Here is a 13,586-nt window from a genome sequence, read left to right as displayed (position 1 = left end):
GCCGCCCCGTCTGGCGTCCCGCTCAGCGCCTCAGCGCCGCCGGTGAGGGGCCTTTTACGGATACCCCCCGGGGCCTGCAAGCGGATTTTTCCGGGGAAGCCGAAGTTTTTTGGAATTTCTACGAAAGACACGCGATTTCAATTGGTTGACCCGCGTATTTTTTGCACATCCCCGCAGGTCGGCGCGCTTTCCGCAGGGTCCGCTTGAAGTATCCGAGACCAGATATTCCACCGCCCACAGGGTTATCCACATGGCCATGCAAAACCACGGGCGCACTGGCCCGAGTCAGCCCCGGAATCGCGATGAACCGGCGACTCGTGAGAGACACGCCCCAGCCTCCTCACGCGTCTATGCGATGCAGGGGAAGGCGTGCGGCCAGCCTCACGCCCCACGCGGCAGGCCGAGACGCTGGAAACTGCGCTTCTTCAGACGCAGGGCCAGCAGAAGGAGCGCGCCGCCCAGGTAGAGCAGCGGCTCGATCTGGAAGCCTTTCGCCAAGAGGACGAAATGCACCGCTCCCAGCACCACCGCCGGATAGGTGAGCCAATGCAGCCTGCGCCAGCGCCGGCCGAGCTTGCGCACCGAGAAATTGTTCGAGGTCAGCGCCAACGGGATCATCAGGGCGAACCCCAGCATGCCGACGGTGATGTAGGGACGCTTGACGATGTCGGCCCAGATCTGCGCCGGCACCTGAACGTCGAGCACCAGCCAGACCAGCAGGTGCAGCGAGATGTAGAAGAAAGAGACCAGCCCCAGGGCCCTGCGGAAACGCAGCAGGTTGAGCCCCGCAAAGCGGCGCAGCGGGGTGATCGCCAGAACCAGCAGCAGGATTTGCAGCCCGAGCTCGCCGAGCTTGTGCTCGAGCTCGCGGATCGGCTCGACCCCCAAGGCGCCGGTGAAGCCCTGGTAGAGGAACCACGCCACCGGCAGCGGCGCCACCACATAGAGCAGCCACGGCGGCACCCGCCGGCTCTGGCGATTGATCCAGTCGATCATGGGTCAGAAATACTCCGAGAGGTCCATGCCGTCGTAGAGAGAGGCGACCTCTTCCCCGTAGCCGTTGAACATCAGCGTCGGCTTGCGCTTGGCGAAGAAGCCACCGCCGATCGGGCGTTCGGTGGCCTGCGACCAGCGCGGGTGGTCCACCTGCGGGTTCACGTTGGAATAGAAACCGTACTCGCGCGGGTTGGCCTTGTTCCAGGAGGTCGGCGGCTCGCTGTCGGTCAGCGTCACCCGGACGATCGACTTGATTGACTTGAAGCCATACTTCCACGGCACCACCAGCCGCAGCGGCGCGCCGTTCTGGTTGGGGATGTCCTTGCCGTAGATGCCGGTGGCCAGAAGCGTGAGCGGGTTCATCGCCTCGTCGAGCCGCAGCCCCTCGACATAGGGCCAGTCGAGCACCGGGTAGGAGACGCCGCGCATCTCCTCGGGGCGCAGCACGGTTTCGAAGGCCACGTATTTCGCGCCGGATTGCACGCCCGCCATGTTCAGCAGGTCGGCGAGTTCGAAGCCGTTCCACGGCACGACCATCGACCAGGCCTCGACACAACGGAAGCGGTAGATGCGCTCCTCGATGGTCATCTGCGAAAGGATGTCCTCGAGCGCGTATTGGCCCGGTTTGTCGACCATGCCGTCGATGGTCACGGACCACGGCTCGGTGGTCAGCGCGTCGGCATAGGCCTTGGGATCATCCTTGTCGGTGCCGAACTCATAGTAATTGTTGTAGCTGGTGATCTCTTCCCAGCTGTTCGGCTCCAGCTCCTCGGCGGCTCGGGCGCGACCGGCGAGGCCGGCGAGCGCCAGCCCCCCTGCCCCGCCGATGATCTGCCGGCGGTTCAGCCAGAGCGCCTCGTCGGTGACGTGATGGTCCTTCAGATCGCCTTTCCAGCGGAACGCCATGGATCGTCCTCCTTCGCATAGGTTTCAGCAAAGGTAGCGGGAGTCCGCCGATCCACCAAACCAAGCGATCTCACGTTGCGGTGTCTCCCCTGTAACTTGGGCGCAGTTTCGAGAAGGGGATCGAGCTGCCGTCGGCCTGCACGATGCGGACGTGGCGGCGGCGCATCTGCCGCGGCTCCGAGACCCCGACCGAATGGGCGATGGTCTCGACCTCCTTGATCACCGCCTTGGCGTAATTGGCGACCTTCTTGTACTTGTCCTCGACCACGAGCCCCTTCTGCAGGCGCGGGTCATGGGTGGTGATGCCGGTCGGGCAGGTGTTGCGGTTGCACTTCAGCGCCTGGATGCAGCCCATCGAGAACATGAAGCCGCGCGCCGAGGTGACGAAATCCGCGCCGAGGCAGATCGCCCAGGCCACGTCGGCCGGGTTCACCAGCTTGCCGGCGGCGACGATGCGGATGCGTTCCTTGAGGCCGTAGCGGTCGCGCAGGTCGACGATGCGCGGCAGCGCCTCGCGGATCGGCATGCCGACGAGGTCGATCAGCGGCATGGGTGCGGCGCCGGTGCCGCCTTCGCCGCCATCAATGGTGATGAAGTCGGGGGCGCTATCGGAGCCGCGCTCGGCGATGAGCTGGAACATGCGCTCCCAGTCGTCCGACGAGCCGATCACCGTCTTGAAGCCCACTGGCCGCCCCGAAACCTCGCGGATGTGCACGATCATGTCGAGCAGGTCCTCGAAGGTGTCGATCTCGCGGTGGCGGTTCGGCGAGATGCCCGGCTGGCCGACCTTGAGGCCGCGGATCGCCGCGATCTCTTCGTTGACCTTCTCGCCGGGCAGGATGCCGCCCTTGCCGGGCTTGGCGCCCTGCGCCAGCTTCAGCTCGAACATCTTGACCTGAGGACGTGCGCCCACGGCGGCCAGCTTGGCGTCATCAATATTGCCGTGCGCGTCGCGAATGCCGAACTTGGCGGTGCCGATCTGGTAGACCAGATCGCAGGCACCCAGCTCGTGGAAGGGCGCAAGCCCGCCCTCGCCGGTGTTCAGCCAGACGCCCGCCTCGGCGGCGCCGCGGCTCAGCGCCTCGACCGCCGGGCGCGAGATCGCGCCGTAGCTCATGCCCGAGATGTTGAAGATCGAGCGCGCCACGTAGGGAACCTTGGCGGTCGGCCCGATCACCATAGGCTCGGTCACCGAGAACTGATCGTCGAGCGGCGGGAAGACCGCGTTCACGAAGATCGGCGTGCCCGGGATGTTGAGGTTGCGGGTCGAGCCGAAGGCGACGGTGTTATCCTTGCCCTTGGTCGCGTGGTAGACCCAGTCGCGCTGCGCCCGGTTGAAGGGCATCTCCTCGCGGTCCATGGCAAAGAAATACTGGCGGAAGAATTCGCCGAGCTTGGTGAACCAGCCGCGGAAGCGGCCGATCACCGGGTAGTTGCGGCGGATCGCGTCGCCGGTCTGCGTGGTGTCGATCAGATACAGGAGTACCACTGCCAGCACTGCAAAGCCGATGGCCACTGTGAAGACCAGTGCCAGGATTTGCAGGAAGTACATTGCCGCGCCCATTATTCCCTCTGCGTTTTCGTAGGATTGCTGTGTTCGCCGAAACTCTCGATCGGCATGGTTACAACCCCATGTCACGACGGCAAGGCAGGAACGACCGCGATTTCGGTCTGCGCCGGGTGTTAGCGCCATAGCTGAGCAGGGATCGCCCCGTGACCCGCGCCGGATCAGTCACGAGGCGCTGACATGTTCTCACGCGGGCTCGACCAGATCGCCCGGTTCTGCCCGATTTCGGGCGCCGTAATAGCCCCGCGCCCTCCTCCGGCAAGCCCGGCTCACGCGGATTTCAGGCTGATCCGTCTCCGGAATGGGCCCGTATCCCTTGGTACATTCACCTGACGAAGGAGGACTTCAAAATGATCCGCATGACTTCCATTGCTCTCACCGCCACCGCAGCTCTGACCGCCGGCCCGGCACTGGCCGACCACCACATGGAGAAGAACATCGTTGAGACCGCGCAGGAGGCCGGCAGCTTCTCGACCCTGCTTGCCGCCGCCGAGGCAGCCGGCCTTGTCGACACGCTGACCGGCGAAGGCCCGTTCACCGTTTTTGCCCCGACCGATGCCGCCTTCGAGGCGCTGCCCGAGGGCACCGTGGACGAGCTGCTGATGGACGAAAACAAGGACAAGCTGACCGACATCCTCACCTACCACGTGGTGCCGGGCAAAGTGATGTCCACGGACCTTGAAGACGGCATGATGGCCGAAACCGTGCAGGGCGGAAGCCTCGAAATCATGACCTCGGATGGTGTGACCGTGGACGGTGTGTCCGTCACCCAACCCGATATCGAAGCCTCGAACGGCGTGATCCACGTCATCGACGGGGTGCTGATGCCGCAATAACCCTCCTTGCGGTGCCGGCATCCATTCATCCCCAGTCGGCACCCTTGCGGTATCAGCGAGGGGGCGTGGCGGCCAGCGCCGCGCCCCCTCTCTTCCGGACGGGACAATGCGCCCGGCCAAAACAAAAGGCCCGCCGAACCGGCGGGCCTTTCGCATGTCCAACTGTGCCGCTCAGTGCACCACGGCATCATCCGGGCGCGGCCGGTTGCTGGCGCCGATTCGGTCGCCGAGGATCAGCCCGTCGGCCCCCGCACTCACCGGCACCGTGTCGCCGTCGTGGATGTCGCCGCCGAGGATCATCTCGGCCAGCGGATCCTGCAGCGCGCGCTGGATCACCCGCTTGAGCGGACGTGCCCCGAAGACCGGATCGTAGCCTTCCTCGGCCAGCCATTTCTTGGCGTCGGCATCGAGCGTGAGCGTGACCTTGCGGTTCGCCAGCCGCTTGAGCAGCCGCGAGAGCTGGATCTCGACGATGCCGTCCATGTCCTCGCGCTTGAGCCGATCGAAGATGATCGTCTCGTCGAGACGGTTGAGGAACTCGGGGCGGAAGTGCGCCCGCACCGCATCCATCACGTCGCGCTTGGCCGCGCCGCTGTCGGCACCTTCCGGCAGCTGGCTGAGCGCCTGCGACCCGAGGTTGGACGTCAGCACGATCAGCGTCTGCTTGAAGTCCACGGTCCGGCCCTGACCATCGGTCAGCACACCATCGTCGAGCACCTGCAGCAGCACGTTGAACACGTCCGGGTGCGCCTTCTCGACCTCGTCGAACAGCACCACCTGGTAGGGGCGCCGCCGCACGGCCTCGGTCAGCACGCCGCCCTCGTCATAGCCGACGTAGCCCGGAGGCGCGCCGATCAGACGGGCGACCGCGTGTTTCTCCATGAACTCCGACATGTCGATGCGAACCATCGCGCTGTCGTCGTCGAAGAGGAACTCGGCCACGGCCTTGGTCAGCTCGGTCTTGCCGACGCCGGTCGGCCCGAGGAAGAGGAAGGAGCCCAGCGGACGGTTCTCGTCGTTGAGCCCTGCCCGTGCCCGGCGCACCGCGTTGGCCACCGCGCGCACCGCCTGGTTCTGGCCGATGACCCGCTTGTGCAGCCCGTCTTCCATGCGCAGTAGCTTCTCGCGCTCGCCCTCGAGCATTTTCGAGGTCGGGATACCCGTCCAGCGCTCGACCACCTCGGCGATCTGCTCGGGACGCACGGCCTCTTCGACCATGACGTCGCTCTCGGCGTTCTCCGCCTGTTCGAGCTTCTGCTCGAGCTCGGGGATCTTGCCGTACTGCAGCTCACCGGCCTTGGCGAAGTTGCCCTCGCGCTTGGCGATCTCGAGATCGGCCCGCATCCGGTCGAGCTGTTCCTTGATGTCCCGCGCCGAGGCCAGCTTGTCACGCTCGGCCTGCCACTTGGCGGTCATCTCGGCAGAGCGCTCTTCCTGCTCGGCCAGCTCCTTCTCGAGCTTTTCGAGCCGGTCCTTCGACGCCTGGTCATCCTCGAGCTTCAGCGCCTCGACCTCGATCTGCATCTGCAAGATGTTGCGGTCGATCTGGTCGAGCTCTTCGGGCTTGCTGTCCACTTCCATGCGCAGGCGGGAGGCGGCCTCGTCCATGAGGTCGATCGCCTTGTCCGGCAGGAAGCGGTCGGTGATGTAGCGATGCGAGAGCGTCGCCGCGGCCACAAGGGCAGAGTCCGAGATCCGCACGCCGTGGTGCAACTCGTACTTTTCCTTGATGCCGCGCAGGATCGAGATCGTGTCCTCGACAGTCGGCTCCTGCACCATCACCGGCTGGAAGCGCCGGGCCAGCGCCGGGTCTTTTTCCACGTGCTTGCGGTACTCGTCGAGCGTGGTGGCGCCGACGCAATGCAGCTCGCCCCGTGCGAGCGCCGGTTTCAGCAAGTTCGAGGCATCCATCGCCCCGTCCGCCTTGCCCGCGCCGACCAGCGTGTGCATCTCGTCGATGAAGAGGATGATCTCGCCAGCGGCGGTCTCGATCTCCTTCAGGATGGCCTTCAGACGCTCCTCGAACTCGCCGCGGTACTTCGCCCCGGCGATCAGCGCGCCCATGTCGAGCGCCATCAACCGCTTGTTGCGCAGGCTTTCGGGCACGTCGCCATTGACGATGCGCAGCGCAAGACCCTCGGCGATCGCGGTCTTGCCCACGCCGGGCTCACCGATCAGCACCGGGTTGTTCTTGGTGCGGCGCGAGAGCACCTGCATCGAGCGGCGAATCTCGTCGTCGCGGCCGATGATCGGGTCGATCTTGCCCTGTTCGGCGGCCTCGGTCAGGTCGCGCGCATATTTCTTCAGGGCGTCATAACCCTCTTCGGCATTGGCGCTGTCGGCCGTACGGCCCTTGCGAATGTCGTTGATCGCCTCGTTCAGCTTCTGCGGCGTGACCGCGCCGGCCTCCAGCGCCTGCTTGGCGCCGCTGCGCTCGATGGCGAGAGCCATGAGAACACGCTCGACGGGAACGAAGCTGTCGCCCGCCTTCTTCGCGATCTTCTCGGCTTCGTCAAGCACGCGACCGGTGGCCTGATCGAGGTACACCTGACCGGCGTCGCCCGAGACCTTCGGCTGTTTCGCGAGTTTCTGATCGAGGGTTTCCACCACCCGCTGCGGCGCACCGCCGGCCCGGGTGATCAGGTTGCTGGCCAGCCCCTGGTCATCGTCCATCAGGGCCTTCAGCAGGTGTTCGGGAACCAGCCGTTGATGGCCTTCCCGCATTGCGATGGTCTGCGCGGCCTGGATGAACCCACGCGACCGTTCAGTGAACTTCTCCAAGTTCATGCTGTCTCTCCTTCCACAAGCGCCCGCCTGGATTTGCCCCGCCTGCCAGGCAGCACGGGGCGATATCGGGCCTCGGGATAGAGATGGGCGCAGGCCCTGAACGGTTCAAGAACATCGCGGGTGAAAAAATGCCGCATCAGGGGCTTGGCCGCGGCCCGATGCGGCTTCGGACACCACCGGTTAATGTCTTTGCCGCATGCTGCTCCCCGAGGCCGTCTGACTAGCCAACCCAGAAGGCGCCCTGCAGCAGAAGGATGCAAGCCATGCACGTCGAGCGTGTCGAATTTGACGGATTTCAGCCGATGCCCCAGGCAGGCGGCCCCGCGCCCGATCCATGGGCCGAGGAGGGACCGCACCCCGGCGCCGTCTCGCTGATCGCCCGCGGCGGGCAGATCCACGTCTCGCTCGCCGTCACGCCCGGCGAGCCGGGTCGCGCCCTGATCACCGCGATCCGGCAGGTCCTGCGCATGCCGGAATACCGCGGCGGCGCCAAGCGGCTGACCTTCGCGCGGATCCTGCGTCTGCGCGGGCTCGAAGCACACCGCGGGCGATGGCGCTGATTGCCCGTCCGGCGGTCAGCCCGCCTGGCGCAGATCGGCGATCATCGCGTCGATGTCACCCCGGCGCAGGTCGAGCATGGCCCCGATCTCGGTGCGCTCGGTGAGCAGCATGTTCACGCCCTCGACATACATATTGTAGAAGCGGCCCGACTTCTCGCCGACGAAGAAGGTCACCTCGAAGGGCGACTGCCCGCGCAGCTTGGCGACGGTGGCGACTTGGTAGGCGTTCTTGACCTTCTGCGTGCCGGACACGTTGATCGCGCTGCCGATGAACTTGCGGAACTGCTTGCCGTACTTGCGCGCGGCATAGCCCTGGAAGGCGGCGGTGAAAGCCTTCTTCTGCGCGCCCGTGGCCCGGCGCCCGTCAGCCCCCATCACGTAGGCAGCGATATAGGGCATGTCGCCGTAGCGCACGAAGATGCGTTCGAACTCGGCGATCATCGCCGCTTCGGACGCACCCGAGGCGATCACCGTATTGACGTCCCCGACCAGCCCCTGAACCAGCTGCTCCGCCTGCGCCGCGCTTGCCGCGCCCGCCACACCCGGCAGCCCCGCAAGTGCGCCGGCACTCAACGCCCCGGCAAGAAACCCGCGCCTGCTCGTGAAATAGCCCATCAGAATCCCTCCGTGTCCAAGGCTTCCGGGTCAATGAACCCCGATCCCTCGATGCTGTCATCCCCCAGCTCGTGCCGCCGTTTCTCGAGCCAGATCACCCGCGCCTGCGCGTAGCTGTCGGCGCTGCCTTCCATCACCGCGTCGATCGCGTCGCCGTAATCGCTGCGCTTGATCATCAGCTCCCCCAGCCGCGCACCATAGCGCACGTAGCGCTGCGGCGAGGGCAGAACATAGGCAAAGGGGTCGGTGAAGAAGTCGACGAACAGGCCCACCGTCTCGCGCTCGGTCGAGGGCCCGAGCACCGGCAATTCCATGTAGCCGCCCTCGGGGAAGCCCCAGACGTAGAGCGTCTCGCCGAAGTTGCTGCGGTCCTCGGGCAGGCCCATGGGGCTTGCCACGTCGATCAGCCCGGCCACACCCAGCGTTGCGTTGACCGAAAAACGGAGCGTGTTGCGCGAGGCCCGTAGCAGCCGCCCCTGCAGCAACTGATTCACCACGGTCTGCGGCAGGGCGACCGTATCGGAGAAATTCACCACCCCATTTTTGACAGGATTTGGCAGAGATTCGACGAATCCCGGCTCTCCGTCGCCCGATAGGCGGGAATAAATCCTCTTGTTAAAGGCATGTACGCGGCGATTGGCGGGTTCTTGCGGATCGAAGACCCCATCGCGTGTTTCGCCCGGTCCGGGAGTCGCGCATCCGGCGAGTCCCGTGATAAGTACCACGCCCGCAAAAGCCCGCAAAACAGGAGCACGAGCGGTCAGCCGGGGAATTCTCATTAGGAAAAATCCGATCTTGATGTACAAGATCTTCCTAATTGCTATCGCGACGGACCCCAAGGGGCCTCGTATTTCCCGCCGGCCTCGTGTCGCGAAAGTAACATGAAAATTCTTCAAGTCTGCAACGCAGACGGGATATTCACAATTGGAGAGCGAAATAGCGCTCATGAAAAATAGAGTGAAAGCCGCGGGGGCAGACGAGCTCGCATCTGTCCGCAAGCAAAGCCGTCCCTACTACTGGTTCGTCGGCGTATTTAGTTTCTTTGTCAACCTCTTGATGCTGACGGGCCCGCTGTACATGCTGCAGGTCTACGACCGTGTGCTGGGATCGCGTTCCGAAGCAACGCTGATCGCCCTGACCGCGCTGGTCGTCTTTCTCTATGGCATGATGGGCATTCTCGACTACGCCCGGGGCCGGGTCATGGCGCGCGTCGCCGCGCGCTTCCAGGCGGCGCTCGACATGCGCGTCTTCGACGCGGTGATCCGCCGCTCGGCGGTCAAATCCGATGAGCTCGCCGCCACCGGCCTCAAGGATCTTGAAGCCGTACAGCGATTCATCGGCTCGCCGGTGCTCATGGCGCTGTTCGACCTGCCCTTCACCCCGCTGTTCATCGCCGGCATCTTCGTCTTCCACCCCTGGCTCGGTTTCCTTGCCATCGCCGGCGGCCTGGTGCTGGTGGTCATCACCCTGCTCAACACCACCCTCAGCCGCAATCCGACCCTGAAATCGAACCGCGCCGTGCTGGCCGCCGAACAGACCTCCGAGCAGATTCGCCTCGACGCCGAGACCGTGCAGGCCATGGGCATGCGCGGTGCCGCCTTCTCGCGCTGGGACCGCGCCCGGTCCGAGGCGCTGAGCGGCCAGATCTCGACCAACGATCTCGTCGGCACCTTCACCACGATGACCAAGAGCTTCCGCATGCTGCTGCAGTCGGCGATGCTGGGCCTCGGTGCTTACCTGGTGCTGCAGAACGAGTTGACCGCCGGTGCGATGATCGCCGGCTCGATCCTGATGGGTCGCGCGCTGGCCCCGATCGAGCTTGCCATCGGGCAATGGCCGCTGGTGACCCGCGCTCGCAAGGGCTGGGACAACCTGGCGGAGCTTCTGGGCGAAATGCCCCCCGAGGCAACCCGCACGCCGCTTCCCAAGCCACGTGCCCTGCTCGAGGTGCAGCAGCTCACCGTCGTGCCGCCGGGCGAGCAGCAGGCCTCGCTGCGCCTGGTCTCCTTCGACCTGCAGCCCGGTCATGCCATCGGGGTGATTGGCTCCTCGGGGGCCGGCAAGTCGACTCTCGCCCGCGCGATCACCGGGGTCTGGCGCCCCGCCGGCGGGCGCATCCGCCTCGACGGCGCGACGCTCGACCAGTACGACGAGGATCTGGGCAAGCACATCGGCTACCTGCCGCAGCGGGTCAGCCTGTTCGACGGCACCATCGCCGAGAACATCGCCCGCCTCGCCGCGCAGCCCGACCCCGACAAGATCGTCGAGGCGGCCAAGAAGGCCGACGCGCACGAGATGATCCTCAAGCTGCCCAAGGGCTACGACACCCGCGTCACCGCCACCGGCGGGCGGCTTTCGGGCGGCCAGATGCAGCGCATCGGCCTGGCCCGCGCGATGTACGGCGATCCCGTCATCCTCGTGCTCGACGAGCCCAACTCGAACCTCGACAACGAGGGCAGCGAAGCGGTCAATGCCGCGATCCGCCGCCTCAAGGAAGAGGGCAAGTCGGTCCTCATCATGGCCCACCGCCCGGCCGCGATCCGCGAATGCGACCAGTTGCTGATGCTCGAGCACGGCGCCCGTGTCGCCTTCGGCCCGAAGGACGAGGTGCTGCGCGCGCAGGTCAAGAACCACGAACAGATCGCCCGCCACGCCGGGCCCGGAGGTGTCCGCTGATGTCGCAGACAACCGACAAGCGCTTCCCGCTGAAGAAACCGCTGACCCTGGGACTCGTCGCCCTGCTGATCCTCGTCGGAGGCTTCGGCACCTGGGCCGCGACCACCAACATCTCTGGCGCCATCGTCGCCGGCGGCCAGATCCAGGTCGAGCGCAACCGTCAGGTCGTGCAGCATCCGGATGGCGGTGTCGTACAGGAGATCCTGGTCGACGAGGGGGACAGCGTCGAGGAAGGCCAGGTGCTGGTGAAACTCGACCCCACGCTGCTGCAGTCCGAGCTGAACATCGTCGAGGGGCAGTATTTCGAACTGGTCGCCCGGCGGGCCCGCCTGCAGGCCGAACGCGACAACTCCGAGGAGCTCGCGTTCGACGAGACCCTGCTCGAGGTGGCCGGCTACGATGACGAGGTCGCCGACCTCGTGGAAGGTCAGCGCAACCTGTTCTTCGCCCGGCTCGAGACCCAGCAGCGCGAGGCCGAGCAGCTGGCCAAGCGGCGCGACCAGATCGTCAATCAGGTCGAGGGCATCGAGGCGCAGCAATCCGCGCTGAAGAGCCAGCTCGCGCTGATCGAGCAGGAGCTGGGCGACCAGAAATCGCTGCTCGACCGCGGCCTCGCCCAGGCAAGCCGCGTGCTTGCCCTGCAGCGCGAGGAAGCCCGGCTCGCCGGCGAGGTGGGCGATCTCACCGCGCAGAAGGCCGAGGCCGAGGGGCGCACCACCGAGATCGACATCGAGATCCTGAAGCTGGCCACCTCCCGCCGTGAAGAGGCAATCACCCAGCTGCGCGACATGCAGTACCGCGAGCGCGAACTGGCCGAGCAGCGCTCCGCCCTGCTCGAGAAGCTCAAGCGGATGGAGATCCGCGCCCCGGTCAGCGGCATCGTCTACGGGCTCACGGTCTTTGCGCCGCGCTCGGTGATCCGCGCCGCGGACCCGGTGCTCTACCTGATCCCGCAGGATCGCCCGCTGGTGATCACCGCGCAGATCCCGACGATCCACATCGACCAGGTGCACGTCGGCCAGGAGGTGACCCTGCGCTTCTCGGCGCTCGACCAGCGCCGCACGCCGGAGACCTTCGGCACGGTGACCCAGATCTCGGCCGACGCCTTCACCGACGAGAACACCTCGGCCAGCTTCTACCGCGCCGAGATCATGCTCGACGAAGGCCAGATCGAGCGCCTGCCCGAGGGCTCGACCCTGGTGCCGGGCATGCCGGTCGAAACCTTCCTGCGCACCGCCGACCGCACGCCGATCGCCTACCTGGTGAAACCCTTCACCGATTACTTCTCCAAGGCGTTCCGCGAGTGACCTTGGGGCAGACTTTTGATCGGGGCCGCGTCCAACTGGGGCGCGGCCCCTTTTCTTTGCCGTCTGCCGGGGCTAGCGTCCGCGCAAATCCAAAGGAGGCTCCCATGACCGACATCACCGCCCGCCTTGAAGAGCTCTGCCTCACCCTGCCCGACGCCCCTGCCCCCGCCGCCAACTACGTGCCCTACGTGCAGAGCGGGACCATGCTCTACGTTTCGGGCCAGATCAGCATGGACGAAAGCGGGCTGATCACCGGCAAGCTCGGCGACACGCTGGATGTCGAGGCCGGAGCCAAGGCCGCGCAGCGCTGCGCCCTGGCGCTCATCGCACAGGCCAAGGCGGCCTGCGGCGGCGACCTGTCCAAGCTGGCCCGCGTGGTCAAGCTGGTGGGCTTCGTCAACTCCACCCCGGACTTCACCGACCAGCCGAAGGTGATCAACGGTGCATCCGACCTGATGGTCGCGCTCTTCGGCGAGGCCGGCAAGCACGCGCGCTCCGCGGTCTCCGCCGCATCGCTGCCGATGGGCGTGGCGGTCGAGATCGAAGCGATCTTCGAGCTCGCCTAATGGCCGGGCTTCCCGCCGCCTTCCTCGACCGGCCCATCGCGCACCGAGCCCTGCACGACCTCGCGGCGGGCCGCCCCGAGAACTCCCGCGCCGCCATCTCGGCCGCCATAGCGGCGGGCTACGGCATCGAGATCGACCTGCAGCTGTCCTCCGACGGGGTGGCGATGGTCTTTCACGACGAGCGGCTGGAACGTCTGACCGGCGCGCGCGGGCTGCTCGGCGCGCGCGACGCCGCAGAATTGTCCGCGCTCAAGCTCAAGGGCGGCGACGAGGGCATCCCGACGCTCTCCGAGGTGCTGGAGCTGGTCGCCGGAAAGGTGCCCCTGCTCATCGAGATCAAGGATCAGGACGGCGCGCTGGGTCCGGATGTCGGCACGCTGGAAAAGGCCACTGCCAACGCGCTGCGCGGCTACGAGGGTCCGGTGGCGGTGATGTCCTTCAACCCCCACTCCATGGCGCGGATGGCGCGGCTCGCACCGCAGGTGCCGCGGGGGCTGACCACCGATGCCTTCGATCCCGAAAACTGGTCCGGCGTGCCCGGCTGGCGGCTCGAGGAACTGCGCGGCATCCCCGACTACGCCCGCAGCGGCGCCTGCTTCATCTCGCACAACTGGAAAGACCTCGGCGCCGCGCGCGTCGCGGAGCTGAAGAGCGAAGGCGCGGCGATCCTGTGCTGGACCATCCGCACGCCTGAGCAGGAAGCACAGGCCCGCGCCGTGGCCCAGAACGTGACCTTCGAGCAATATCTCGCGTGAGCGTGTCTTGATCCC

12 protein-coding genes are annotated in these 13,586 nt (G+C 66.1%); 6 read left to right on the top strand and 6 right to left on the bottom strand.

Annotated elements, in window-relative coordinates; all coding sequences use genetic code 11:
- Positions 1-381: 381 nt before the first annotated feature.
- The 3 genes from msrQ to LC039_RS15815 all read right to left on the bottom strand — a co-directional run bounded on the left by msrQ (position 382) and on the right by LC039_RS15815 (position 3,454).
- The gene (gene msrQ / locus LC039_RS15825) at positions 382-996 is read right to left on the bottom strand and encodes a protein-methionine-sulfoxide reductase heme-binding subunit MsrQ (RefSeq protein ID WP_226626153.1); all 615 of its coding nucleotides are present in this window, start codon (positions 994-996) and stop codon (positions 382-384) included.
- 3 nt (positions 997-999) lie between these two features.
- Positions 1,000-1,902 carry a protein-methionine-sulfoxide reductase catalytic subunit MsrP gene (gene msrP, locus LC039_RS15820; RefSeq protein ID WP_226626151.1) on the bottom strand — a complete coding sequence of 301 codons (903 nt, stop codon included), beginning with the start codon at positions 1,900-1,902 and terminating at the stop codon, positions 1,000-1,002.
- Positions 1,903-1,972: 70 nt separating this feature from the next.
- Positions 1,973-3,454 (bottom strand): FMN-binding glutamate synthase family protein, encoded by a 1,482-nt coding sequence (locus LC039_RS15815; protein ID WP_226626149.1) that lies wholly within the window; start codon positions 3,452-3,454, stop codon positions 1,973-1,975.
- A 365-nt stretch (positions 3,455-3,819) separates the two neighbouring features.
- Between LC039_RS15815 and LC039_RS15810 the strand changes: the two genes are divergently transcribed.
- Entirely contained in the window at positions 3,820-4,305 is a 486-nt protein-coding gene (locus tag LC039_RS15810) for a fasciclin domain-containing protein (protein WP_226626148.1), read from the top strand.
- Positions 4,306-4,476: 171 nt separating this feature from the next.
- Here LC039_RS15810 and clpB read toward each other — a convergent pair whose 3' ends face one another.
- A complete protein-coding gene (gene clpB / locus LC039_RS15805) occupies positions 4,477-7,092 on the bottom strand; it encodes an ATP-dependent chaperone ClpB (RefSeq protein WP_226626146.1) in 2,616 nt (871 codons plus the stop codon).
- Between the two features lie 302 nt (positions 7,093-7,394).
- Here clpB and LC039_RS15800 point away from each other — a divergent pair, with 302 nt between their 5' ends.
- Positions 7,395-7,652 (top strand): hypothetical protein, encoded by a 258-nt coding sequence (locus LC039_RS15800; protein WP_226626144.1) that lies wholly within the window; start codon positions 7,395-7,397, stop codon positions 7,650-7,652.
- 15 nt (positions 7,653-7,667) lie between these two features.
- Here LC039_RS15800 and LC039_RS15795 read toward each other — a convergent pair whose 3' ends face one another.
- Positions 7,668-8,267, bottom strand: a complete 600-nt coding sequence (locus LC039_RS15795; protein WP_413463846.1) for a phospholipid-binding protein MlaC — start codon at positions 8,265-8,267, stop codon at positions 7,668-7,670.
- A complete protein-coding gene (locus LC039_RS15790; protein WP_226626173.1) occupies positions 8,267-9,046 on the bottom strand; it encodes a VacJ family lipoprotein in 780 nt (259 codons plus the stop codon). Before LC039_RS15790 ends, LC039_RS15795 begins: the two co-directional genes overlap by 1 nt.
- Before the next feature lie 166 nt (positions 9,047-9,212).
- Between LC039_RS15790 and LC039_RS15785 the strand changes: the two genes are divergently transcribed.
- The 4 genes from LC039_RS15785 to LC039_RS15770 all read left to right on the top strand — a co-directional run bounded on the left by LC039_RS15785 (position 9,213) and on the right by LC039_RS15770 (position 13,571).
- Complete coding sequence (locus tag LC039_RS15785; protein ID WP_226626140.1) at positions 9,213-10,943, top strand: type I secretion system permease/ATPase; 1,731 nt, start codon at positions 9,213-9,215, stop codon at positions 10,941-10,943.
- Positions 10,943-12,250 carry an HlyD family type I secretion periplasmic adaptor subunit gene (locus LC039_RS15780; protein WP_226626137.1) on the top strand — a complete coding sequence of 436 codons (1,308 nt, stop codon included), beginning with the start codon at positions 10,943-10,945 and terminating at the stop codon, positions 12,248-12,250. Before LC039_RS15785 ends, LC039_RS15780 begins: the two co-directional genes overlap by 1 nt.
- 104 nt (positions 12,251-12,354) lie before the next feature.
- The gene (locus LC039_RS15775; protein WP_226626135.1) at positions 12,355-12,816 is read left to right on the top strand and encodes a RidA family protein; all 462 of its coding nucleotides are present in this window, start codon (positions 12,355-12,357) and stop codon (positions 12,814-12,816) included.
- Positions 12,816-13,571, top strand: a complete 756-nt coding sequence (locus LC039_RS15770) for a glycerophosphodiester phosphodiesterase family protein (RefSeq protein WP_226626133.1) — start codon at positions 12,816-12,818, stop codon at positions 13,569-13,571. The genes LC039_RS15775 and LC039_RS15770 overlap by 1 nt, the downstream gene beginning before the upstream one ends.
- The last annotated feature ends 15 nt before the right edge of the window (positions 13,572-13,586 follow it).

The sequence above is a fragment of the Alloyangia pacifica genome (genome assembly GCF_020524285.1).
GTDB lineage: Bacteria > Pseudomonadota > Alphaproteobacteria > Rhodobacterales > Rhodobacteraceae > Salipiger > Salipiger pacificus_B.
This window is presented reverse-complemented; position numbering and strand designations above follow the sequence as displayed.

Excerpts from the sequence above, each read along its gene's own strand:
- msrP (WP_226626151.1), bottom strand. The coding sequence starts at position 1,902 with ATGGCGTTCCGCTGGAAAGGCGATCTGAAGGACCATCACGTCACCGAC.
- LC039_RS15775 (WP_226626135.1), top strand. The coding sequence starts at position 12,355 with ATGACCGACATCACCGCCCGCCTTGAAGAGCTCTGCCTCACCCTGCCC.
- clpB (WP_226626146.1), bottom strand. The coding sequence starts at position 7,092 with ATGAACTTGGAGAAGTTCACTGAACGGTCGCGTGGGTTCATCCAGGCC.
- LC039_RS15800 (WP_226626144.1), top strand. The coding sequence starts at position 7,395 with ATGCCCCAGGCAGGCGGCCCCGCGCCCGATCCATGGGCCGAGGAGGGA.
- LC039_RS15780 (WP_226626137.1), top strand. The coding sequence starts at position 10,943 with ATGTCGCAGACAACCGACAAGCGCTTCCCGCTGAAGAAACCGCTGACC.
- LC039_RS15795 (WP_413463846.1), bottom strand. The coding sequence starts at position 8,267 with ATGGGCTATTTCACGAGCAGGCGCGGGTTTCTTGCCGGGGCGTTGAGT.
- LC039_RS15785 (WP_226626140.1), top strand. The coding sequence starts at position 9,213 with ATGAAAAATAGAGTGAAAGCCGCGGGGGCAGACGAGCTCGCATCTGTC.
- msrQ (WP_226626153.1), bottom strand. The coding sequence starts at position 996 with ATGATCGACTGGATCAATCGCCAGAGCCGGCGGGTGCCGCCGTGGCTG.
- LC039_RS15770 (WP_226626133.1), top strand. The coding sequence starts at position 12,816 with ATGGCCGGGCTTCCCGCCGCCTTCCTCGACCGGCCCATCGCGCACCGA.
- LC039_RS15790 (WP_226626173.1), bottom strand. The coding sequence starts at position 9,046 with ATGAGAATTCCCCGGCTGACCGCTCGTGCTCCTGTTTTGCGGGCTTTT.
- LC039_RS15815 (WP_226626149.1), bottom strand. The coding sequence starts at position 3,454 with ATGTACTTCCTGCAAATCCTGGCACTGGTCTTCACAGTGGCCATCGGC.
- LC039_RS15810 (WP_226626148.1), top strand. The coding sequence starts at position 3,820 with ATGATCCGCATGACTTCCATTGCTCTCACCGCCACCGCAGCTCTGACC.